The sequence below is a fragment of the Amycolatopsis sp. lyj-346 genome (assembly GCF_046548975.1).
GTDB lineage: Bacteria > Actinomycetota > Actinomycetes > Mycobacteriales > Pseudonocardiaceae > Amycolatopsis.
The window spans coordinates 628,950-648,941 of sequence record NZ_JAJPWT010000002.1 but is presented as its reverse complement, the minus strand read 5'-3'; the positions used below and the strand labels follow the sequence as shown (position 1 = coordinate 648,941).

The following is a 19,992-nucleotide window of genomic DNA, read 5'->3' as shown; positions in this document are numbered from 1 at the left end:
GTGCCCGATCCGCCGCGCGACTGTCTGCAGGTCGGGCGAGGAGGTGCGTCAGTGGCTGTCGGCGCCGAGGACGAGTTTCACGCAGTGCGCGACGAGCCGCTCGCGCGAAACCTTCAGCGAGCCGTCGAGGTGGGCGACGAAGACGTTGGTCAGCGCGCCGACCAGCCCGATGGCGACCATCCGGCGTTCGGTCTCGTCGCCGCGGGTCAGCTGCTCGCCGACCAGTGCGGCGAACACCGGCAGCAGGTGCAGGCCGCGGCGGGTCAGCGCGGGGTCGGTCAGCGGTGCGAGCAGCAGGACCCGGCCCTTGCGGGGGTCGTCGACGATCAGTTCGACGAACGCCCGGACGGCGTTCTCCGCCCGCGACACGGGGGTGGGGGCGTCCCGCACGGCGTCGACGAGCGCCTGACGCGCCTCTTCGCCGACGTGCTCGTACACGGCCGCGACGAGCTCTTCGCGGTCGGCGAAGCTCTCGTAGAAGTAGCGCTCGGTGAGTTTCGCCCGCCGGCACACCGCGCGGACGCTCGTCCCGGCCGAGCCTTCGGTCCCCAGCAGTTCCAGGCCGGCGGCCACCAGCTGCTCGCGCCGGAGCGCCTTCCGGTCGTCCAGTGTCGTGCCCGCCCAGGTCCGGCCCGGCATCACAGCTCCTCGGTTGACTACATCTGTTGTCAGATCCTAGCCTGACAACACCTGTAGTCAGTTCCGGACTCGACGAGGAGTGCACCGATGACCCCCGAACCACTGGGGCCCGACTCGCTGACGTGGAAGTACTTCGGCGACTGGCGCGGCCTGCTCATCGGCCTGTGGGCCGGGTCGATGCAGAACATGCACCCCGGCCTCGGCGCCGGCGTCGAGCAGCACTCGCGGTTCTTCGAGGAGCGCTGGCAGCGGCTGTTCCGCTCGCTCTACCCGATCGGCGGCGTGGTCTACGACGGCCCGCGCGCCCACGCGACCGCCCTCGAAGTCCGCGGCTACCACGACCGCATCAAGGGCGTCGACGCGCGGGGCCGCCGCTACCACGCGCTCGACCCCGAGACCTACTACTGGGCGCACGCGACGTTCTTCGTCAGCACGATCCTGATCGCCGGCCACTTCATGGGCGGCATCGGCGAGGCGGAGAAGCGGCAGCTGTTCGACGAGCACGTCCGCTGGTGGCGGATGTACGGCATGACCCTGCGGCCGGTGCCCGAGACCTGGGAGGACTTCCAGCGCTACTGGAAGCGCATGTGCACCGAGGTCCTCGAGGACAACAAGGCCACCCGGGACGTCCTGGACATCCGCGGGCTCGGCAAGCCACCGTTCCTGCCCTGGCTGCCGGACGTGCTGTGGCGGCCGGTCCAGCGGGTGATCGCGCGCAACTTCGTCTGGCTGACGATCGGCCTCTACGACCGCGAGGTCCGCGACCTGCTCGGCTTCCGCTGGACCGAGCGCGACGCGCGGCGGCACCGGCGGTTCGGGAAGCTGGTCAATGCCGTGTTCAAGCTCGTGCCGCACGACCGCCGCTACCACCCGCGGGCCCGCGCCGGCTGGCGCCGTGAACGCGGCGAGGTGGATCTCGACGCGCCCTTGGTCGAGACTCCAGGCAGGAACCTGCCGCCGCTGTCCGAGCGGGGCAAACCCGAGCACTACGCGCCGAACATCTAGGAGAAATTCGTGAAGCTGGGATTCCACGTCGGGTACTGGCAGAGCGGCCCGACCCCGGGTGCCCTGGAAGCCGTCCTCAAGGCCGAGGAGCTCGGCTTCGACTCGGTGTGGACGGCGGAGGCGTACGGCTCGGACGCGTTCACGCCGCTGGCCTGGTACGGCTCGTCCACCAGCCGCATCCGGCTCGGGACGAACATCGTCCAGATGTCCGCGCGCACCCCGACCGCGACCGCGATGAGCGCCATGACCCTCGACCACCTCTCCGGCGGGCGGATGGTGCTCGGGCTCGGCGCGTCCGGCCCGCAGGTCGTCGAGGGCTGGTACGGCCAGCCGTACCCGAAGCCCCTCGCCCGGACCCGCGAGTACGTCGACATCGTCCGGCAGGTGATCGCCCGCGAGGCACCGGTGACCCTCGACGGCGACCACTACCAGCTGCCGTTCAAGGGCGGCACCGGGCTCGGCAAGCCGCTGAAGCCGACGGTGCACCCGCTGCGCAAGGAGATCCCGATCCACCTGGCCGCCGAAGGGCCCAAGAACGTGGCCCTCGCGGCGGAGATCGGCGACGGCTGGCTGCCGCTGTTCTTCTCGCCCAAGAGCAACGACTTCTACAAGGCCGCGCTCGAAGAAGGCTTCTCCCGGCCGGGCGCGCGGCACACCCTCGACACGTTCGAGGTGCCGTGCTCGCTGCCGGTGATCGTGCACGACGACGTCGAAGAGGCGGCGAGCTGGATCAAGCCGTCGCTGGCGTTGTACATCGGCGGGATGGGCGCGAAGAGCGTCAACTTCCACCACGACGTGTACGCGCGGCTGGGCTACGGCGACGTCGCCGACGAGGTCCAGGAACTCTTCCTCGCCGGCCGCAAGGAGGAGGCGGCCGCGGCGATCCCGACGTCGCTGGTGGAGGACACCTCGCTGATCGGGCCGCCGGAGAAGATCCGCGAGGAGCTGAAGGCCTGGGAGGACACCGTGGTGACCCAGCTGCTCCTGCGCGGTGACGCCGCGACGCTGGAGAAGATCGCCCGCGCTCTTCGCTGACCGGCGGGTCGCTCCGTGGCCCTGGTCACGACGATGGCACGATTCCCCTCGACCACTACCGGGTGCTCGCCGAGATCGAATACTCATGGCCTGCACCCGGTACGCATCCGAGGAGGACCTGTTGGCGACGTTGTCCGGCCGGACGAGGTTCCGCTATTCGCTCGGCTCGTTCGTCACCGGGTCCTTCGGCACGGTTCCCGGACTGGTGCTGGTGAAGTACCTGACCGACACGATGGCCGTGCCCGCCGGCTGGGCCGCCGCGATCGTGTTCGTGCCCAAGGCCTGGGACGTGCTGTTCAACCCGATCGCCGGGCGGATGTCCGACGCCGATCTGATCAAGACCGGCAGCCGGCGGCGCTTCCTGCTGATCGGCGGCATCGGCGTCGCGATCCTGTTCGCGGCGATGTTCGCCCACCCCGGCTTCGGGAAACCGCTGCCGGACGCGCTGTACGTGGCGATCACGTTCGCCCTCTGCGCCACGGCGTACGCGCTGTTCCAGGTGCCGTTCAACGCGCTGCCCGCCGAGCTGACCGAGTCGGCGACCGAGCGCACGAAGCTCACCAGCGTCCGCATCGGCGTGCTGGCCGTGACGATCCTGATCTGCGGTGGCGGCGCCCCGGCGATCACCGCCGCGATCGACGGGGTCGCCGGCTACCGGGTGATGGCCCTGGTGATCGGGCTGATCGTGCTGGCCGCGACGCTGCTGGTGTACTTCGGGCTCAAGGACGCGCCGGTCGGCTCGCTGCGCCCGAACACCGTGAACCTGAAGGAGCTCGTGCGCACGCTCGCCGCCTGGCGGCCGTTCCGCTGGCTGCTCGGCACGTACTTCATCCAGGCGCTCGGCATCGGCACGGTGCTCGCCGCGATCCCGTTCTTCGCCCAGCGCATCCTCGGCAGCGAGGGGTACGGCACGATCCTGTTCGTCATCTTCGTCGGCCCGGCGCTGGTCACCATGCCGCTGTGGCCGCGGCTGGGCGACCGGGTGGGCAAGCTGAACGGCTTCCGCCTGGCCACCGCGGCCTTCGCGGCCGGGCTGCTCGGCCTGGTCTTCGCCCAGTCGATCCCGCTGGTCGTCACGTTCGTCTTCGTGGCGCTCTGCGGCGTCGGGTACGCCGGGATTTCGGTGTTCCCGCTGGCCATCCTGCCCGACCTGATCACGGCCGAAGAGGAACGCACCGGCGAGACCCGCGCCGGGATCGCCGCGGGCGTGTGGACCGCGGGGGAGACCCTCGGGCTGGCCTTCGGCGGCGGGCTCTGGGCGCTGATCCTGGCGTTCGGCGGGTACGTGTCCAGCACGGACGCCACCGCGCTCCAGCCGGACAGCGCCATCGTGGCGATCCTCGTCGGAGCGTCGATCGTCCCCGGCGTGCTGATCGCGCTGGCCCTGCCGCTGTTGCGGCGCAAGGTGCTGGAGCCGCGCCCGTGATCCCGCCCGAGGACGTCCTGGCGGCCCTGCGCGAGCTGCGCGCGGGCGACCTGCCGACGCACGGCGGCCGCACCCTGGCCTACGTCTACGACAGCGGCCTGTCCGAAGTGGACTCGCTGGGCGCGGCGGCGCACGCGCTCGCGTCGTCGGCCAACGGCCTGGACCCGACGGCCTTCCCGAGCCTGCTGAAGATGGAGAACGACCTCGTCTCCGCGGCCGCCGCGCTGCTCGGCGACGTCCCGGGCGTGGTCGGTTCGGTGACCTCCGGCGGTACCGAATCGTGCCTGCTGGCGGTGCTTGCCGCCCGGGACGCGCACCCGGCGGTCGCGTCCCCGTCGATCGTGCTCCCGACCACCGCGCACGCGGCGTTCCACAAGGCGGCCCACCTGTTCGGGCTGCGGCGCATCGACGTCCCGGTCGACCCGGTCACCTTCCGCGCCGATCCGGCGGCAATGGCCGCGGCGATCGACGACTCGACGGTCCTGGTCGTGGCGAGTGCGCCGTCCTACGCGCACGGCGTGCTCGACCCGGTGCCCGAGATCGCCGCGGCGGCGCTCGCACGCGGCGTCCGGCTGCACGTCGACGCCTGCATCGGCGGCTGGGTGCTGCCGTACTTCGCACGCCTCGGCGCGGACGTCCCGCCGTTCGACTTCCGCGTCCCCGGCGTGACGAGCATTTCGGTGGACCTGCACAAGTACGCGTACTGTCCGAAGGGGACGTCGGTGCTGCTGCACGCCTCGGCGGAGCTGCGGCGCACGCACTACTTCGCGAGCGCGGCCTGGCCGGGCTACACGATGCTGAACACGACGATCCAGAGCACGCGTTCCGGCGGGCCGCTCGCCGCGGCGTGGGCGGTGGTGCACCACCTCGGTTCCGACGGCTACCTGCAGCTGGCGTCCGCCGCGCGTGAAGCGACCGCGCGCATCCGGGCGGGCATCGCGGAGCTGCCGGGCCTGCGGGTGCTCGGCGACCCGGTGTCGACGCTGATCGCGTTCACCGGCGCGGACGGCTTCGACCTGTTCACGGTGGCCGACGAGATGAAGGCGCGCGGCTGGTACGTCCAGCCGCAGTTCGCGCACCTGTCGTCCCCGGCGAACCTCCACCTCACGGTGACCGCGGCCAACCACGGAACCGAGAAGGAGTTCCTGGCCGACCTGGCCGCGTCACTGGACGCGGCGCGGGCGGCGGGCCCGGTCGCGGTCGACCCGGCGGTGGCGGAGTTCGTGGCGGCCCTCGACCCGGCGACGCTGACGCCGGACCAGTTCGCCGGCCTCCTGGCCGCGGCCGGCCTCGGCGGCGCGGCCGGCCTCCCGGACCGGATGGCCCCGATCAACGCCCTCCTCGCCACGGCACCGCCGCCGCTCCGGGAGCGTCTCCTGCTGGAATTCCTCGGCGCCCTTTACACCCCGTCGTGAGGGGTGACCCGGACGCCGGTGGCGCTATCGGGTGAGCCGGGAGCTTTCGGCAGGGCCGCGGCCGCGCTCCGGTGTTACCGTCCGAAGTGGACACACCGCGAAGGGACAGCCGATGACCATGCCGCACGTCGAGCACGCCGGCCACGACCACCGCCACCGCGAGGGCTGCGGCCACGCGGCGGTTCCGCACGGCGACCACGTGGACTACGTGCACGAGGGCCACCTGCACCGGGCCCACGACGGCCACTTCGACGAGTGCGAAATCGCCGGCCACGTGCCGCACGCCGGCCACGAGCACCACACCCACGGCGACGGCTGCGGCCACGTGGCGGTACCCCACGGCGACCACGTCGACTACCTGCACGACGGGCACCGCCACGCAACCCACGACGACCACTACGACGACCACTGACCAGCGGCGGCGGACCGCCTAGGCGGAGTGGACGTGGACCGGGCCCCACTCCGGGAACGGGTCCGGTCCGGTCGCCTCCCCGAGGCACTCCCGCAGTGCCTCGAGCAGGGCTTCCCCCGCCAGGTCGATCCCGATGAACACCAGCTCCTGCCGCGGTGCCTCGGCGACGCCTTGCGGTTCGAAGCGCGCCACCGTGCCCGCCTGCGACCACAGCCCGGTCACCCCGGGCCGGGACGCCAGCGCGAAGAACCCCTTGGACCGCAGCACCGTCCCGAACTCGCCGGAGTCCAGCCGCCGGCTGACGAAGTCCCAGAGCGCCGCCGGGTCGAACGCGCGTGCGGCGCGGAACACGACGCTGGAAATGCCGTACTCCTCGGTCTCCGGGACGTGGTCGCCGTTCAGCTCGGCCACCCAGCCCGGCGCTTCCTGCGCCCGGACCGGGTCGTACCGGCCGGTCCCGAAGACCCGCTCCAGCGGCACCTTCCCGAAGCTGCCGGTGACGACGTCGGCCGCCGGGTTGAGCCGGCGCAGCACGGCCACCAGCCGGTCCGCCTCGGCCGCCGCGACCAGGTCCGTCTTGTTCAGCAGCAGGACGTCGGCGAACTCGACCTGGTCCATCAGCAGGTCGCTGACCGTCCGCTCGTCGTCTTCGTACTGGTCCAGCCGGCGCTCCACCAGCGAGTCGCCGCCGGCCAGCTCACGGGCGAAGTTCGCCGCGTCCACCACCGTCACCATCGTGTCGAGGCGGGCGACCTCGTCCAGGAACGTGAACGTCGCCGCCACCGGCATCGGCTCGGAAATGCCGCTCGACTCGATGAGCACGTGGTCGAAGCGGTCGTCCGCGCACAGCGCCGCGATCTCCTCCAGGAGGTCCTCCCGCAGGGTGCAGCAGATGCACCCGTTGGTCAGCTCGACCAGCCGCTCCTGCGACCGGACCAGCGCGGCGTCGATGTTGACCTCGCTCATGTCGTTGACGATGACCGCGACCCGCACCCCGGACCGGTTGGCGAGGATGTGGTTGAGCAGCGTCGTCTTGCCCGCGCCGAGGAAGCCGGACAGCACGGTGACCGGAACGCTCACTGCGCGTGGAAGTGCTTCATCAGCCGGCGGGGGACCAGCTGGACCTTGCCGTCGACCTTGATCGGCACCAGGTCGGGCACGGCGGCCTTCCACTGGGACCGCCGGGACCGGGTGTTGCTCCGGGACATCTTGCGCTTGGGGACGGCCATCAGCGGTTGCCTCGCTTCCCGTAGCGGCGGTGGAACTTCTCGACCTGGCCGGCGCTGTCCATGATCCGCTGGGTGCCCGTCCAGAACGGGTGCGACCACGAGCTGATGTCGACCATGACGAGCGGGTAGGTGTTCCCGTCGGACCAGTCGATCGTCCGGTCGGAGGTGATGGTGGAGCGGGTGAGGAACGCATCGCCGGTCGACGAGTCCTTGAACACCACCGGGTGGTAGTCGGGGTGGATGCCGGGTTTCACTGGTCTTCCTTTCGGTTCGCCGCGGCCGCGTCGTGCCGGGCCGGGTCGGTTTCGGTGTCTTCGCACGGTTCCTCGTGCCAGTCCCCGAACGGGTCGGGGTAGCGCAGCCAGGCGTCGGGGCCCTCGGCGAGCTCTTCGTCGGTGAGCAGCGCGCCGCGCAGGGCGGCCTCGACCTCGTCGGGCGTCGCCTGGTCGGTGACGACCACCAGTTCCTGCGCGCGGTCGCCGTGCACCGGGTCCCAGCGCAGGGACGCCAGCGTGCGGCGCTCGGGCGAAACGTCCGTCCACTCCGGACCGTCCGGTGCCGCGAGCCACGGTCCCGCGTGGCCGAGGCCCAGCCCGCCGCCCGCCGACTCGATCCAGAACGCGACGTCGGGCTGGCTGGCCACCCAGGCGCGCCCGCGGGTGCGGACGACGCCGTCGAGCAGCACGTCCAGCGCGTCGTGCAGCCGCTCCGGGTGGAACGGCCGCCGCGCGGTGAAGGTGAGCAGGGCGATGCCGCAGTCGTCGTGCAGGGGCGGTTCGCCGCGCAGCAGGGCGCCGTGCATGTCGGTGACCTCGCCGCGCCGGGCGTTCGCCGGGACCGCGTCGAGCACGCTGCCGCCGTCGATCCGGGAGAGCTCGACCCGTGGGATCGACGGCGCCACCCGGTCGAGCACCGCGGTCGCCTTGGCGGCGCTCCACGCGTCCGTGGCCGCGCCGGCCAGCACGAGGACGTCGGCGAACTCGACCTGGGACAGCGCGACCTGGGCGACCGTCCGCTCGTCCTCGGGGCTGCCCTGCAGGTTCCGGTCGGCCAGCTCGTCGTCGCCGGTCGCGTCGGCGAGCCAGGTCGCGCAGTCGACGACGGTGAGCACGGCCCGCAGGTCGACGTCGTCGTGCACCGGGTGGTCGCCGACCAGGACGTTCCGGATCGCCCAGCTCACCGGCTCCGGCTCCATGGCCTCGTCGAGCCGGACGACGATCCGGGTCACCTCCGGGCGCCGGGCCAGCCGCCGCAGCAGCGGGAGGAGGTCCTCTCGCAACGTGCAGGAGACGCAGCCGTGGGCCAGTTCGAGCACGGTCAGCTCGTCGCGTGGGCCGAGCCGGAGGCGGCGGCGGACGACGCCGGAGTGGATCTCCCGCAGGTCGTGGTGGACGACGGCGGTGCCCGGCCCGGCGGCGCGCAGCAGCTCCGCCAGTTCGGCGTTCGGGCCCGCGGCGAGGCCGCTCACGAGGACGAGCGGGACGCGGGGGCGACGGGTCTGCTTGGGGGTCACAGGGGCTCCAGGAATACGGGCGGGGTACGGTGCGTAGAGTAGATGACAATGATAACCACTACCAACTCGGGAGGGTCTCTTGTCCGCCGTCTGCCAGGTCACCGGCCGCAAGCCGGGCTACGGCAAGCAGGTCTCGCACTCCCACCGCCGCACGTCCCGGCGGTGGGAGCCGAACCTGCAGAGCCGTCGCTACTTCGTGCCCAGTGAGGGCCGCTGGGTGCGGCTGCGCGTCTCCGTCAAGGGCATGAAGACGATCGACAAACGCGGCATCGAGGCCGTCGTCGCCGAGCTGAAGGCGAAGGGGGTGAAGCTGTAATGGCGAAGAGCACCGACATCCGGCCGATCATCAAGCTGCGGTCCACCGCGGGCACCGGCTACACGTACGTGACGAAGAAGAACCGCCGGAACGATCCGGACCGGATGGTCCTGCGCAAGTACGACCCCGTGGCGCGCAAGCACGTCGAGTTCAAGGAAGAGCGCTGATGGCCAAGAAGTCGAAGATCGCGAAGAACGAGCAGCGGAAGGTGATCGCCGCCCGGTTCGTCGAACGCCGCCGTGCGCTCAAGGCCGTCGTCGCCTCGCCGGGCTCGTCGGCCGAGGAGAAGGCGGCGGCGGTCGTCGCGCTGCAGAAGCTGCCGCGCGACGCGAGCCCGACGCGGATCCGCAACCGCGACGTCGCGGACGGCCGTCCGCGCGGCTACCTGCGGAAGTTCGGGTTGTCGCGGGTGAAGATGCGGCAGGCCGCGCACAGCGGTGAGCTGCCCGGCGTCACGAAGTCGAGCTGGTGAGCCGGATGCCGAAGCCGACTCGCGACCGTCCCGCCAAGCGCAAGGTGAACCTGTTCCGGGCCAACAAGATCACCGAGGTCGACTGGAAGGACGCCAACATGCTGCGGAAGTTCATCTCCGACCGCGGCAAGATCCGGGCCCGCCGGGTGACGGGATTGACGCCGCAGCAACAGAAACAGGTCGCCACGGCGATCAAGAACGCGCGCGAGATGGCCCTGCTGCCGTACCCGTCCGCGGGCCGCGCGAGCTGACAGCGGATATTCAAGTGCACGCCCACCGGGCGGTGCGCGACCATGGGCGTCCGGAAGGGGGCGTCGCAAGGGATGTCCTCACACAGGAGGTCCACGCTTGCACGCCCAGCTCACGGTCACGCCCGCCCGGCTGCCCGAGGTCCTGCTCACCACCGCCGTCGTGCGGCCGGTGTTCCTCTGGGGCGCGCCCGGGATCGGGAAGTCCTCGCTGGTGCGCGACTTCGCGGCGTCGTTGGGGCTCGACTGCGTTTCGCTGCTGGGCACCCAGCTCGCGCCCGAAGACCTCATCGGCGTCCCGCAGATCGTCGACGGGCGCAGCCGGTTCTGCCCGCCCGAGCAGATCGCCCGCGACGAGCCGTACTGCCTGTTCCTCGACGAGCTGAACGCCGCCGCACCCGACGTCCAGAAGGCGTTCTACTCGCTCATCCTCGACCGCCGCATCGGCTCGTACGAGCTGCCGCCGGGCTCGGTCGTGATCGGCGCCGGCAACCGGGCCACCGACCAGGCACTGGCCCGGCCGATGGCCTCGGCCCTGGTCAACCGCCTGGTGCACGTCCACCTGCGTGCCGCGCCGGACGACTGGCTCACCTGGGCCGCCGGGACCGGCATCCACCCGTGGGTGATCGAGTACCTCACCCAGCGCCCGGACCACCTGTGGAGCCCGCCGCCGAAGTCCGAGGAGCCGTTCTCGACGCCGCGGTCCTGGCACATGCTCTCGGACCTGCTGCACTCCGCCGGCGACCCGGCCGACGACGAGACGGTCGCGCTGCTGGCCTACGCGACCCTCACCCCGGCACACGCCGGCGCCTTCCGCGCCTACCTCAAGGTGGCCCGGCACGCCTTCGACCTGGAGGCGATCCTCAAGGGCGACGCGCGCTGGCCCGCCGAGCCCGGCGACCGCGACCTGCTCTACTTCCTCGCCGAGACGTTCCGCGCCCGGCTGGTCAAGGACCTGCCCGCGGACAAGCGGCACGCGTCGGCGGCCGTGCGCCAGTTCGCCTTCCGCGCGAAGAGCCTGCTGGTGGAGCTGGCCGAGCTCTCCCTGGAGATGGCGCAGCTGGTCATCGCCGACGACGAAGCGGGCCACCCGCGGCTGCCGTCGTGGTTCCTCGTCGAAGCCGCCCGCGATCTCCCGCGGCTGGTGGCTGCGCGCACGTGAACGCCAAGGGGGAGGCGAAGCGCCGCGAGCGCCGGAACAAGGCGATCGAAGACGGCTGGGCCCAGGTCCGCGCGCACACCGTCCTCGACCACCTCGCCCGCGGCGCGCGCCTGAGCCAGGAGAGCCTGACCGGCGTGGGCAGCTGGGCCGTCGTCGACGGGCGCGGGCTGGTCACGGCCAACCGCGCCCGGGACGCCGAGCCCGGCGAGTGGGCTTGGGTGTTCGCGCACCTCCTGCTGCACCTCGGCCTCGGCCACCTCGACGAAGAGCCGCTCCTGGACGAGGCCTACGGTGCCGCGTGCTGCGTCGCGGTCCACCGGTTCGCCGACGCCGTCCGCGTCGGGACGCCCCTCGGCGAGCTGCCGGAGCTGCCGGGCACCGACGAGGCCGCGCTGGCCGCAACGTGGCGCGAGACGGGTGTGCCGGAGCCGTTCAAGGGCCTCGGGACCGGTGGCGCGCGGCTCTGCCTGGACCCCGCACCGCCGATGAGCCGCTGGGAACTGCGGTACCGCGGCAAGCCCGACCCGTGGACCGAACGGTTCGCCCGCGGGCTGATCGCGTCGGCCACCGAGGCGATGGAACGCGCGGCCGACGCCCGCGGCCGGACCCGCCACCGCCGGGCGCTGGGGGAGTGGGACCGCGCCCTGTCCTGGTTCGTCTCGTCGTTCCCGCTGCTCGGCGCGGTCGCGGCCGGGTTCACCCTGGTCGTCGACGCCGAGGTCGTCCGCGCCTGGGACATCTCCCTGGCGGCGGTCGACGCCGAGCACGGCGAAATCCACGTCAACCCGGCCGCCGCGCTGACCGCCGAGGAGTGGCGGTTCGTGCTCGCGCACGAGATGCTGCACGCCGCGCTGCGGCACGACCGGCGGGCACTGGGCCGCGACCCGTACCTGTGGAACGTCGCCTGCGACTACGTGGTCAACGGCTGGCTGGTCGCCATGGGCGTGGGCGAGCTGCCCCACGGCGCCCTGCACGACCCGCAGCTGACCGGGATGTCGGCCGAGTCGGTGTACGACACGCTGACGACCGATCTCCGCCGGGCCCGCAAGCTCCTGACCCTGGGCTCGCGCGAGGCCGGGGACGTGCTGGGGGAGTGGCTGTCCGAGCCGGAGGCGGCGCGGCGCCGGTCGTCCAGGCGGGGCGTGCGGCCGGTGCCGTGGGGCGACCGCGTCCAGGGCGTCGACCTCGACGAGTTCTACCGCCGGGCGCTCACCCAGGGGCTCGAGTACCACCACGCCCAGGGCCGCGGGCTGCTGCCGGCCGGGCTGGAGCAGGAGATCCGGGCTCTGGACCACCCGCCGCTGCCGTGGGACGCCCGGCTCGCGCGCTGGTTCGACGAGCACGTCCGGGTGGAGCTGCCGGTGCGCAGCTACGCGCGGGCGTCGCGCCGCCAGTCGGCGACCCCGGACATCCCGCGGCCGGGCCGGGTCCGCCCGGAACGGCTCGACCGGCGCGTCACCTTCGGCGTCGTGCTGGACACGTCGGGCTCGATGAACGCCGAGCTGCTCGGCAAGGCGCTGGGCGCGATCGCGTCGTACGCGCTGGCCAGGGACGTCCCGGCGGCCCGCGTGGTGTTCTGCGACGCCGTCGCCTACGACGCCGGGTACCTCGCGGTGGAGGACATCGCGGGCCGGGTCAAGGTGCGCGGCCGCGGCGGGACGGTCCTGCAGCCCGGCGTCGACCTGCTGCAGCGCGCGGCCGACTTCCCGGCCGACGGGCCGATCCTGATCATCACCGACGCCCAGTGCGACCACGTCCGGCCGCGCCGCGAGCACGCGTACCTGGTGCCGCGGGGTGCGCGGCTGCCGTTCGTGGCGCGCGGGCCGGTCTTCCGGGTGGCGTGACCCACGCTGGGCTGGCGTACGGATGAACCCCCAATAAACTGCCGCCCTATGGACGACCCGCACTACCTTTCCGGCCTCCAGCTCTCCGGCCGCCGCGTCGTGGTGATCGGCGGCGGCACGGTCGCGCAACGCCGGCTGCCCCGGTTGATCAGCGCGGGGGCCCGCGTCGAACTGGTGTCGCCGCACACGACGCCGTCCGTGCAGGGGATGGTGGACGCGGGCGAGCTCGTCTGGCACGAACGCCCCTACGCTCCCGGTGACCTTCGCGCGGCTTGGTACGCGCTGGCCTGCACGAACGACCCCGACGTGAACGCGGCGGTCTGCGCCGAAGCCGAGCAAGAGCGGGTGTTCTGCGTCCGCGCCGACGAGGGCGAGTCCGGCTCGGCCGTGACCCCGGCGTCGGGCCGGCACGGCGGCCTGCTGTTCGGCGTGCTCTCCGGCGGCGAGCCGCTGCGCTCGGCCGCGGTCCGCGACTCGATGCTCGACGGCCTGCACAACGGCACCATCGAGGACGGCCGCCGTCCGCATCCCGAGGGCAGCCTGCCCGGCGTCGCGCTGGTCGGCGGCGGCCCGGGCGACCCGGAGCTGATCACGGTCCGCGGACGGCGCCTGCTTTCGCGCGCGGACGTCGTCGTGGTCGACCGGCTGGCGCCCCGCGAGCTGCTCGACGAGCTCGCTCCCGAGGTCGAGATCGTCGACGCGGCGAAGATCCCGTACGGCCGCGCGGCCAGCCAGGACGTCATCAACAGGACGCTGATCGAGCGCGCCAAGGAAGGCAAGTTCGTCGTCCGCCTCAAGGGCGGCGACCCGTACCTGTTCGGCCGCGGCTTCGAGGAGGTGCTGGCCTGCGCCGAGGCGGGTGTCCCGGTGACGATGGTCCCGGGCATCACGAGCGCGTTCGCGGTCCCGGCGGTGGCGGACGTCCCGGTCACCCACCGCGGCGTGGCCCACGAGGTGGTGGTGGTCTCCGGCCACGTCGCCCCCGGCGACGACCGGTCGCTGGTCGACTGGGAGCTCCTGGCCCGGATGCGGGGCACGATCGTGCTGATGATGGGCGTGGAGAGGCTCCCGCAGTTCGCGAAGGCCCTGCTGGACGGCGGCCGCCCGGCGGACACCCCGGTCGCGATCATCGAGGACGGCACGATGCGCACCCAGCGCTCCCTCCGGTCCACTTTGGACACCGTGGTGGCGGACGCGGCGGCTTCGGGAGTCCGCCCACCGGCGGTGATCGTGATCGGCCCGGTAGCCGGCCTCGCCCCCGTGTCCTGACGGGAATCTCGCGTGACCGGGGCCGGATCTCGCGTGATCGAAGCCGGAACTCGCGAGATCCGGCCTGGATCACGCGAGTTACGGCTTCAATCACGCGAGTCACGGCTCTGATCACGGGGAGTGCAGCCGGTGGGCGGCGGCGAGGATCGCGTCGGCGACTTCGGGCAGCGGCCGGGTGCCGTCGACACTTGCCGGCCCCCGCGTTGCCGGTCACCCACACCAATGGCATGGGCGAAATATTTCAGTCCTCGTAGCAGCTCGCTGCGAAATCCCGGATCGCGTCCGAAAGCCGGGTCGGGTCGAACCGCAGCTCGACCGGGCTGCGGGCCTGGACGAACTCCGCGTCCGGCATGTCGACCGCCAGGGTGTCCGCGTCACCGAACGGGTGGATGGGGTCGCGCTGGTGGCCGATCACCAGCGTGCGCGTCGTGATCTTGCGGCGGACCGACTTCGGGGGTGCGATCCGGCCGAACAGCACGCCGTGGATGAGGGCCGCCATCGGCGCCGGGCGCTGCGAAAGCGTGTCCGTGACGACGTCGACCCACTGGTTGCCGTGCGGGACCACCGACGCCGCCAGCGCCACCGCCTGCACCGTGAACGGCAGGAACCGGGCCGCCATCAGCAGTGGCGCGAAGGTGATCAGCCCGGCGACGATCGCGTTGTCCAGCACCGGCATCTCGACGATCAACCCGCGCACCCGCGAAGGCGCCTGCACCGCCACCTCGAGCGAGACGTTCGCACCCAGCGACGTCCCGCCGATCACGGCGGACGCCACCTCGAGGTGGTCCAGCAGGGCCAGGGTCTGCTCGCCGAACGACGGCATCGAGTACCACCACGACTCGGTCGGCCGGTCGGAGTCGCCGTGGCCGAGCAGGTCGAGGGTGATCACGCGGAACCCCGCGCGGGCCAGCCGGCGCGCGAGCGGCGCGTGCATCCGGCGGGTGAGCATGATCCCGTGGGTGAGGACGAGGACCTTGTCGCCGCTGCCGAACTCGGTGTACCAGAGCCGGTGCCCTTCGTGGTCGAACGAGCCGGTCAGCTCGATCGGCCGGGAGGACCGCCGGACGGGGGCGGACGGGGGGTCGGGTTCGATCGCGGTCGCGCTGGCCGGGCTCATGTCCCACCGTCCTCCCCGGGTCGTGGCGTGAGTCTCGTTCAGGAAAGCATCCCCCGACCAGGTTGGCACGGTGACGCTGTGGTCATGGCCACCGTGGTCATGACCACCGTGGCCAATTGACCGGGTGCCAATGGCGGGTTGTCCCGGGCATGGGTCAAGATGACCCCATGACCGCTACTGCTGACAGTCTGCCCGATCTCGTGTCCCTCAAGGTCGACGTAGCCGGCCATGTGGCCGAAGTGACGCTCCTCGGTCCGTCGAAGGGCAATGCGATGGGCCCGGACTTCTGGCGCGAGCTGCCGCTGGTGTTCCGCGCGCTGGACGCCGATCCGCAGGTCAGGGCCGTGGTGCTGACCGGCAGCGGCAAGCACTTCTCCTACGGGCTCGACCTGCCGGCGATGATGGGCGACTGGGCGCCGATGCTGGGCGGGGACAGCCTGGCCGGCCCGCGGACGGCGTTCCTCGACCAGGTCCGGTCGCTGCAGGCGGCGGTCAGCTCGATCGCGGAATGCCGCAAACCGGTCGTCGCGGCCGTGTCGGGCTGGTGCATCGGCGGCGGTGTCGACGTCGTCGCGGCCGCCGACGTCCGCCTGGCCAGCGCCGATGCCAAGTTCAGCGTCCGCGAAGTGCGCGTCGCCATCGTCGCGGACCTCGGCAGCCTGCAGCGGCTCGCCTCGATCATCGGCGAGGGGCACCTGCGGGAGCTCGCCCTCACCGGCAAGGACATCGACGCCGCCCGCGCCGAGAAGATCGGCCTGGTCAACGACGTCCACCCCGACCAGGCCGCGTTGCTCGAGGCCGCGCGCGGACTCGCCGGCGAGATGGCTGCGAACCCGCCGCTCGTGGTGCAGGGTACGAAGCAGGTACTGGCGGCGAACACCGAACGCCAGGTCGCCGACGGCCTCCGGTACGTCGCGGCCTGGAACTCGGCGTTCCTGCCCAGCAAGGACCTCGGCGAGGCGGTCCAAGCCTTCATGGAGCGCCGCACGCCGGAGTTCAAGGGCGAGTAGAGGAGGCAGGGTGAGTGCTTCGGAGGTCCACCACGCGTTCCGCGTCGCGCGGGACTACCTGCAGACCCACCGTGAGGACTACGACACGGCGTACCGCGACTTCGCCTGGCCGCAGTTCACCGAGTTCAACTGGGCGATCGACTGGTTCGACGTCGTGGCGCACGACCCGGACAACGCCGAGCGGTACGCGCTGTGGATCGTCGAGGAGGACGGCACCGAGAACCGCTGGACCTACCCGGAGATGTCCGGCCGGTCCAACCAGGTGGCGAACTGGCTGCGCTCGCTCGGCGTCCGCCGGGGCGACCGGCTGATCCTCATGCTGGGCAACCAGGGCGAGCTGTGGGAGACGATCCTCGCCGCGATCAAGCTCGGCGCGGTGATCATCCCGGCGTCGACGCTGCTCGGGCCGGCCGACCTGGCCGACCGCGTGGAGCGCGGGGCCGCCAAGCACGTCGTCGTCCGGTCGGCCGACGCGCCGAAGTTCGACGGCATCGACGGCGGCTACACGCGGATCGCGGTGGGGGAGCCGGTCGAAGGCTGGTACTCGTACTCCACCGCGTTCGCCGAGTCGCCGGAGTACGCCCCGGACGGCCCGACCCGGGCCGGCGACCCGCTGCTGCTGTACTTCACTTCCGGCACGACGGCGAAGCCGAAGCTGGTGCAGCACACGCACGTCTCGTACCCGGTCGGCCACCTGTCCACGATGTACTGGATCGGGCTCGAGCCGGGGGACGTCCACCTGAACATCTCCTCGCCCGGCTGGGCGAAGCACGCGTGGAGCAACTTCTTCGCCCCGTGGAACGCCGAGGCGACGGTGTTCCTCTACAACTACGGCCGGTTCGACGCGGGCGCGCTGATGGCGCAGATGGACCGGTGCGGGGTGACGAGTTTCTGCGCGCCGCCGACGGTGTGGCGGATGCTCATCCAGGCCGATCTGACGGCGCTGAAGAACCCGCCGCGCAAGGTCGTCGGCGCCGGGGAGCCGCTCAACCCCGAGGTGATCGACCAGGTCGAGAAGGCGTGGGGCGTCACCATCCGCGACGGCTTCGGCCAGACCGAAAGCAGCGTCCAGATCGCGAACACCCCGGGCCAGGACGTCGTGCCCGGCTCGATGGGCCGCCCGCTGCCCGGCTTCGTGATGGCGCTGGTCGACCCGGTCAGCGGCGAGCGCGCCGCGGAGGGCGAGATCTGCCTGGACCTGGCCCACCGGCCGGTGGGCCTGATGACGGGGTACACCGGCGACGACGAGCGCACGTCGGCGGCCTTCGCCGGCGGCTACTACCACACGGGTGACGTCGGCTCGATCGACGAGCGCGGCTACATCACCTACGTCGGGCGCACCGACGACGTGTTCAAGGCGTCGGACTACCGGATCTCGCCGTTCGAGCTGGAGAGCGTCCTGATCGAGCACGAGGCGGTGGCCGAGGCCGCGGTCGTCCCGGCGCCCGACCCGATCCGGCTCGCGGTGCCCAAGGCGTACGTCGTGCTGGCGGCCGGGTTCTCGCCGGACGCGGCGACCGCGCGGTCGATCCTGGCGTACTGCCGCGAGCACCTGGCCCCGTACAAGCGGATCCGGCGGCTGGAATTCGCGGACCTGCCGAAGACGATCTCGGGCAAGATCCGCCGGGTCGAGCTGCGGGGCCGCGAGAGCGATCCGAAGCGCGGAGCGGGGACCGAGTACCGCGAGGAGGACTTCCCGGACCTCAAGTCCTGATTCCGGCAGCTCACCGGGGCGAACGGGCTCACTCGGACGGCACGACGGCGGCGAAGACCGTCTGCTCGCCCTTGGTGCAGGTGGTGCCGCCCTGGGCGGCGGGCGGGCCGGAGGTGCACAGCCAGCCGTCGACGGTCTCGTTCACCGCGTCGTTCGAGCCGGCGCCCTGCCGCCCGGTGATCTTGCGGTGGAAGTCGCCGACCAGCTTCGTCGCCGCGACGCAGCTGACGCCGGCGGAGCCGCTGTCGAACACGTAGAGCGTCATCCCGCTGGCGCCGGTGACGGTGCCGCACGACCCGGGCACCGACGGCGGTGGCCCGGACGGCCTGGTGGCGGGGGCCGGCGCGGACGAGCCGTCGCCGGTTTCGGGCGAGGGCGGCGGGGTACCCGCCGGTGTCGTCACGGACGTCGGAGCGGTCGAGGACGGCGGAGCCGGGGGCGCCTGCGCGGCGGGATCGCCGGAGCAGGCGGCGAGCACGGGCAGGGCGAGGCAGGCCACGAGCCACGTCCTCGTGGTGGTCGGGTGGGGCACCGCGATCCTTCCTCCCCGGCCGGGCGGCCGGTCGTCCTGGTCCCGGTGGAGCGACGCGCCCACGGGTGTGCCGGAGATTACAACAGGGGGGTGGCGGCCCGGCCCGGTGGCTGCCGGATCGATGTCCACAATGGACGATTAACATTCCGTTCACGCTTCGAAACCTCCCGCTGTCATCAAGAATCGATCGGTCTAATTCGTGCCGCAACGGTTAACAATCCGGGCCCGGGCGCCGAAGATCTTGGTGGAGGCTGACGAGCTTCCCGTCCCCGACACCCGTACCGAATCCGTGAGAGCGATGAACGCCGACGCTGTGACCAGTACCGAAGACCCGTCCAGTCCGCCGACCGTCCCGAGCACCGTGGTCTGGTGCTGCGGCCGCCCGTACGTCCTCGAGGGACGAGCCGGCCGCGCCCGCTGGATGGGCACCGACTACCGCGGCCGCCCCGAGTCGCTGAGCAGCGCCGAGCTGCAACGACGCGGCTGGAGCCACCGCCGCGCGAGCTGACCTGCGCGAGCCCGGGCCGCGGGGGCGGCCCGGCTTCCGCCGCGGGCCGGCGGGGGAGCGCCTCGGGAAGTCGAGCCCGCGCGAGCGCCCGGCCGGTGCGCTGCGAGCGCCTGGCAGGCGGAGCGCCCGCGGACTTCGATCCCCCGGCAGCGCGGCACCAGGCAGCCCTGACCCGCCCGCCACCTACGGCCCTCAAGACCGCGGGACCAAGCTGCTCCGGCCCGTCTGCGCAGCCCGATCTCGGTGCCGCGGCACCAGGCAGCCCCGGCCCGCCACGCACGGCCCCCATGACCGCGGCACCAAGCTGCTCCGGCCCGCCTGCGCGCCCCGATCCCGGCGCCGCGGCACCAGCCGGTCCCGATCCGTCCGCCACCCAGTCACCCACAGCCCGGCCGCCGCACCACCGGGCGGTCCGGCGCCGCTCCGCTGTTTAATGGCCCCGTGAGCACAGCCGCCCCCGAACCCGCCGCTCAGGCGGATCCCGCCGCCGAGCCGTCGCTGCTGCGGCAGGCCCTCAACGTCCCCAACATGCTGTCCCTGCTGCGGCTGGCCGGGGTACCCGTCTTCCTCTGGCTGCTGCTCGGCCCGGAAGAAGACGGCTGGGCGCTCGCCCTGCTCGTCTTCAGCGCGCTGACCGACTGGCTCGACGGCAAGCTCGCCCGCTGGCTCAACCAGATGTCGCGGCTCGGGCGGCTGCTCGACCCCGCCGCCGACCGGCTCTACATCCTGGCCACCCTCATCGCCTTCCTCGTCCGCGACATCATCCCGTGGTGGGTCGTCGTCCCGCTGGTGCTGCGGGAGGCCGTGCTCGGCGTCTGCGTCGTCACCCTGCGCCGCCGCGGCTTCGCGCCGCCCGAGGTCACCTACCTCGGGAAGGGGGCCACCTTCGTCCTGATGTACGCCTTCCCGTTGCTGCTGCTCGCACAGGGCGGTTCGGACGTCGCCGCGGTCGCCCGGCCGATCGGGTACGCCTTCACCATCTGGGGCGGCGTCCTCTACGTCTGGTCCGGGGTGCTTTACGTCGTGCAGGCGCGCAACGCGCTCCGCGCAACCGGAGAAGCGTGAGCTTTGCCCGGGTCGTGGCGGGCGGCTGCGCCGTGTGGGTGTAAGACTTCGCCAACACATT

Annotated in this window: 23 protein-coding genes; 16 read left to right on the top strand and 7 right to left on the bottom strand. The window is 72.2% G+C overall.

Going from position 1 to position 19,992, the window contains the following annotated elements; genetic code table 11:
• Positions 1-48: 48 nt before the first annotated feature.
• A complete protein-coding gene (locus tag ACLJQE_RS09325; RefSeq protein ID WP_410638734.1) occupies positions 49-639 on the bottom strand; it encodes a TetR/AcrR family transcriptional regulator in 591 nt (196 codons plus the stop codon).
• Between the two features lie 87 nt (positions 640-726).
• Between ACLJQE_RS09325 and ACLJQE_RS09320 the strand changes: the two genes are divergently transcribed.
• The 5 genes from ACLJQE_RS09320 to ACLJQE_RS09300 all read left to right on the top strand — a co-directional run bounded on the left by ACLJQE_RS09320 (position 727) and on the right by ACLJQE_RS09300 (position 5,932).
• Positions 727-1,644: an oxygenase MpaB family protein gene (locus ACLJQE_RS09320; protein WP_410638733.1), complete on the top strand. Its 918-nt coding sequence runs from the start codon at positions 727-729 to the stop codon at positions 1,642-1,644.
• A 9-nt stretch (positions 1,645-1,653) separates the two neighbouring features.
• On the top strand, positions 1,654-2,679 hold the full coding sequence (locus ACLJQE_RS09315; RefSeq protein WP_410638732.1) for an LLM class F420-dependent oxidoreductase: 1,026 nt from the start codon (positions 1,654-1,656) through the stop codon (positions 2,677-2,679).
• A 121-nt stretch (positions 2,680-2,800) separates the two neighbouring features.
• Positions 2,801-4,105 carry an MFS transporter gene (locus tag ACLJQE_RS09310; protein WP_410638731.1) on the top strand — a complete coding sequence of 435 codons (1,305 nt, stop codon included), beginning with the start codon at positions 2,801-2,803 and terminating at the stop codon, positions 4,103-4,105.
• The gene (locus tag ACLJQE_RS09305) at positions 4,105-5,520 is read left to right on the top strand and encodes a pyridoxal phosphate-dependent decarboxylase family protein (RefSeq protein WP_410639167.1); all 1,416 of its coding nucleotides are present in this window, start codon (positions 4,105-4,107) and stop codon (positions 5,518-5,520) included. The genes ACLJQE_RS09310 and ACLJQE_RS09305 overlap by 1 nt, the downstream gene beginning before the upstream one ends.
• A 112-nt stretch (positions 5,521-5,632) precedes the next feature.
• Positions 5,633-5,932, top strand: coding sequence for a hypothetical protein (locus ACLJQE_RS09300; RefSeq protein ID WP_410638730.1), 300 nt, complete (start codon positions 5,633-5,635; stop codon positions 5,930-5,932).
• 18 nt (positions 5,933-5,950) lie between these two features.
• Here ACLJQE_RS09300 and ACLJQE_RS09295 read toward each other — a convergent pair whose 3' ends face one another.
• From ACLJQE_RS09295 to mrf, 4 genes are read right to left on the bottom strand one after another with little or no spacing between them, the layout of a single operon-like run.
• Positions 5,951-7,012 (bottom strand): GTP-binding protein, encoded by a 1,062-nt coding sequence (locus ACLJQE_RS09295; protein WP_410638729.1) that lies wholly within the window; start codon positions 7,010-7,012, stop codon positions 5,951-5,953.
• Positions 7,009-7,161 carry a 50S ribosomal protein L32 gene (rpmF, locus tag ACLJQE_RS09290; RefSeq protein ID WP_093946719.1) on the bottom strand — a complete coding sequence of 51 codons (153 nt, stop codon included), beginning with the start codon at positions 7,159-7,161 and terminating at the stop codon, positions 7,009-7,011. Before rpmF ends, ACLJQE_RS09295 begins: the two co-directional genes overlap by 4 nt.
• Positions 7,161-7,415, bottom strand: a complete 255-nt coding sequence (locus ACLJQE_RS09285) for a type B 50S ribosomal protein L31 (protein WP_410638728.1) — start codon at positions 7,413-7,415, stop codon at positions 7,161-7,163. Before ACLJQE_RS09285 ends, rpmF begins: the two co-directional genes overlap by 1 nt.
• A complete protein-coding gene (mrf, locus tag ACLJQE_RS09280) occupies positions 7,412-8,674 on the bottom strand; it encodes a ribosome hibernation factor-recruiting GTPase MRF (protein WP_410638727.1) in 1,263 nt (420 codons plus the stop codon). Before mrf ends, ACLJQE_RS09285 begins: the two co-directional genes overlap by 4 nt.
• 79 nt (positions 8,675-8,753) lie before the next feature.
• Here mrf and rpmB point away from each other — a divergent pair, with 79 nt between their 5' ends.
• From rpmB to cobA, 7 genes are all read left to right on the top strand, one after another.
• Positions 8,754-8,990, top strand: coding sequence for a 50S ribosomal protein L28 (gene rpmB, locus ACLJQE_RS09275; protein WP_308671920.1), 237 nt, complete (start codon positions 8,754-8,756; stop codon positions 8,988-8,990).
• Positions 8,990-9,157: a 50S ribosomal protein L33 gene (gene rpmG / locus ACLJQE_RS09270; protein ID WP_005149953.1), complete on the top strand. Its 168-nt coding sequence runs from the start codon at positions 8,990-8,992 to the stop codon at positions 9,155-9,157. The genes rpmB and rpmG overlap by 1 nt, the downstream gene beginning before the upstream one ends.
• Entirely contained in the window at positions 9,157-9,462 is a 306-nt protein-coding gene (rpsN, locus tag ACLJQE_RS09265) for a 30S ribosomal protein S14 (RefSeq protein ID WP_410638726.1), read from the top strand. The genes rpmG and rpsN overlap by 1 nt, the downstream gene beginning before the upstream one ends.
• Entirely contained in the window at positions 9,459-9,713 is a 255-nt protein-coding gene (rpsR, locus tag ACLJQE_RS09260; protein WP_410638725.1) for a 30S ribosomal protein S18, read from the top strand. The genes rpsN and rpsR overlap by 4 nt, the downstream gene beginning before the upstream one ends.
• Positions 9,714-9,810: 97 nt before the next feature.
• A complete protein-coding gene (locus ACLJQE_RS09255) occupies positions 9,811-10,872 on the top strand; it encodes an ATP-binding protein (RefSeq protein WP_410638724.1) in 1,062 nt (353 codons plus the stop codon).
• Positions 10,869-12,716, top strand: a complete 1,848-nt coding sequence (locus ACLJQE_RS09250) for a DUF2201 family putative metallopeptidase (protein WP_410638723.1) — start codon at positions 10,869-10,871, stop codon at positions 12,714-12,716. The genes ACLJQE_RS09255 and ACLJQE_RS09250 overlap by 4 nt, the downstream gene beginning before the upstream one ends.
• A 48-nt stretch (positions 12,717-12,764) precedes the next feature.
• On the top strand, positions 12,765-13,985 hold the full coding sequence (gene cobA / locus ACLJQE_RS09245; protein ID WP_410638722.1) for a uroporphyrinogen-III C-methyltransferase: 1,221 nt from the start codon (positions 12,765-12,767) through the stop codon (positions 13,983-13,985).
• 241 nt (positions 13,986-14,226) lie between these two features.
• Here the strand turns inward: cobA and ACLJQE_RS09240 are convergent, their stop codons facing one another.
• Positions 14,227-15,102, bottom strand: a complete 876-nt coding sequence (locus tag ACLJQE_RS09240) for an alpha/beta fold hydrolase (RefSeq protein WP_410638721.1) — start codon at positions 15,100-15,102, stop codon at positions 14,227-14,229.
• A 167-nt stretch (positions 15,103-15,269) separates the two neighbouring features.
• Between ACLJQE_RS09240 and ACLJQE_RS09235 the strand changes: the two genes are divergently transcribed.
• Both ACLJQE_RS09235 and ACLJQE_RS09230 read left to right on the top strand, forming a co-directional pair.
• Complete coding sequence (locus tag ACLJQE_RS09235) at positions 15,270-16,112, top strand: crotonase/enoyl-CoA hydratase family protein (protein ID WP_410638720.1); 843 nt, start codon at positions 15,270-15,272, stop codon at positions 16,110-16,112.
• A 10-nt stretch (positions 16,113-16,122) separates the two neighbouring features.
• Positions 16,123-17,826 carry an AMP-binding protein gene (locus ACLJQE_RS09230; protein ID WP_410638719.1) on the top strand — a complete coding sequence of 568 codons (1,704 nt, stop codon included), beginning with the start codon at positions 16,123-16,125 and terminating at the stop codon, positions 17,824-17,826.
• Between the two features lie 28 nt (positions 17,827-17,854).
• Here ACLJQE_RS09230 and ACLJQE_RS09225 read toward each other — a convergent pair whose 3' ends face one another.
• Entirely contained in the window at positions 17,855-18,358 is a 504-nt protein-coding gene (locus tag ACLJQE_RS09225) for a hypothetical protein (protein WP_410638718.1), read from the bottom strand.
• A 298-nt stretch (positions 18,359-18,656) separates the two neighbouring features.
• Between ACLJQE_RS09225 and ACLJQE_RS09220 the strand changes: the two genes are divergently transcribed.
• Together ACLJQE_RS09220 and ACLJQE_RS09215 are read left to right on the top strand one after the other, a co-directional pair.
• Positions 18,657-18,866 carry a hypothetical protein gene (locus ACLJQE_RS09220; RefSeq protein ID WP_043789768.1) on the top strand — a complete coding sequence of 70 codons (210 nt, stop codon included), beginning with the start codon at positions 18,657-18,659 and terminating at the stop codon, positions 18,864-18,866.
• A 441-nt stretch (positions 18,867-19,307) separates the two neighbouring features.
• Positions 19,308-19,931, top strand: coding sequence for a CDP-alcohol phosphatidyltransferase family protein (locus ACLJQE_RS09215; protein ID WP_410638717.1), 624 nt, complete (start codon positions 19,308-19,310; stop codon positions 19,929-19,931).
• Positions 19,932-19,992 lie beyond the last annotated feature (61 nt).

Coding starts and splice junctions, on each gene's coding strand:
- ACLJQE_RS09325 (WP_410638734.1), bottom strand. CDS start 639: ATGCCGGGCCGGACCTGGGCGGGCACGACACTGGACGACCGGAAGGCG.
- ACLJQE_RS09320 (WP_410638733.1), top strand. CDS start 727: ATGACCCCCGAACCACTGGGGCCCGACTCGCTGACGTGGAAGTACTTC.
- ACLJQE_RS09300 (WP_410638730.1), top strand. CDS start 5,633: ATGACCATGCCGCACGTCGAGCACGCCGGCCACGACCACCGCCACCGC.
- rpmF (WP_093946719.1), bottom strand. CDS start 7,161: ATGGCCGTCCCCAAGCGCAAGATGTCCCGGAGCAACACCCGGTCCCGG.
- rpmG (WP_005149953.1), top strand. CDS start 8,990: ATGGCGAAGAGCACCGACATCCGGCCGATCATCAAGCTGCGGTCCACC.
- rpsN (WP_410638726.1), top strand. CDS start 9,157: ATGGCCAAGAAGTCGAAGATCGCGAAGAACGAGCAGCGGAAGGTGATC.
- cobA (WP_410638722.1), top strand. CDS start 12,765: ATGGACGACCCGCACTACCTTTCCGGCCTCCAGCTCTCCGGCCGCCGC.
- ACLJQE_RS09240 (WP_410638721.1), bottom strand. CDS start 15,102: ATGAGCCCGGCCAGCGCGACCGCGATCGAACCCGACCCCCCGTCCGCC.
- ACLJQE_RS09235 (WP_410638720.1), top strand. CDS start 15,270: ATGACCGCTACTGCTGACAGTCTGCCCGATCTCGTGTCCCTCAAGGTC.
- ACLJQE_RS09220 (WP_043789768.1), top strand. CDS start 18,657: ATGAACGCCGACGCTGTGACCAGTACCGAAGACCCGTCCAGTCCGCCG.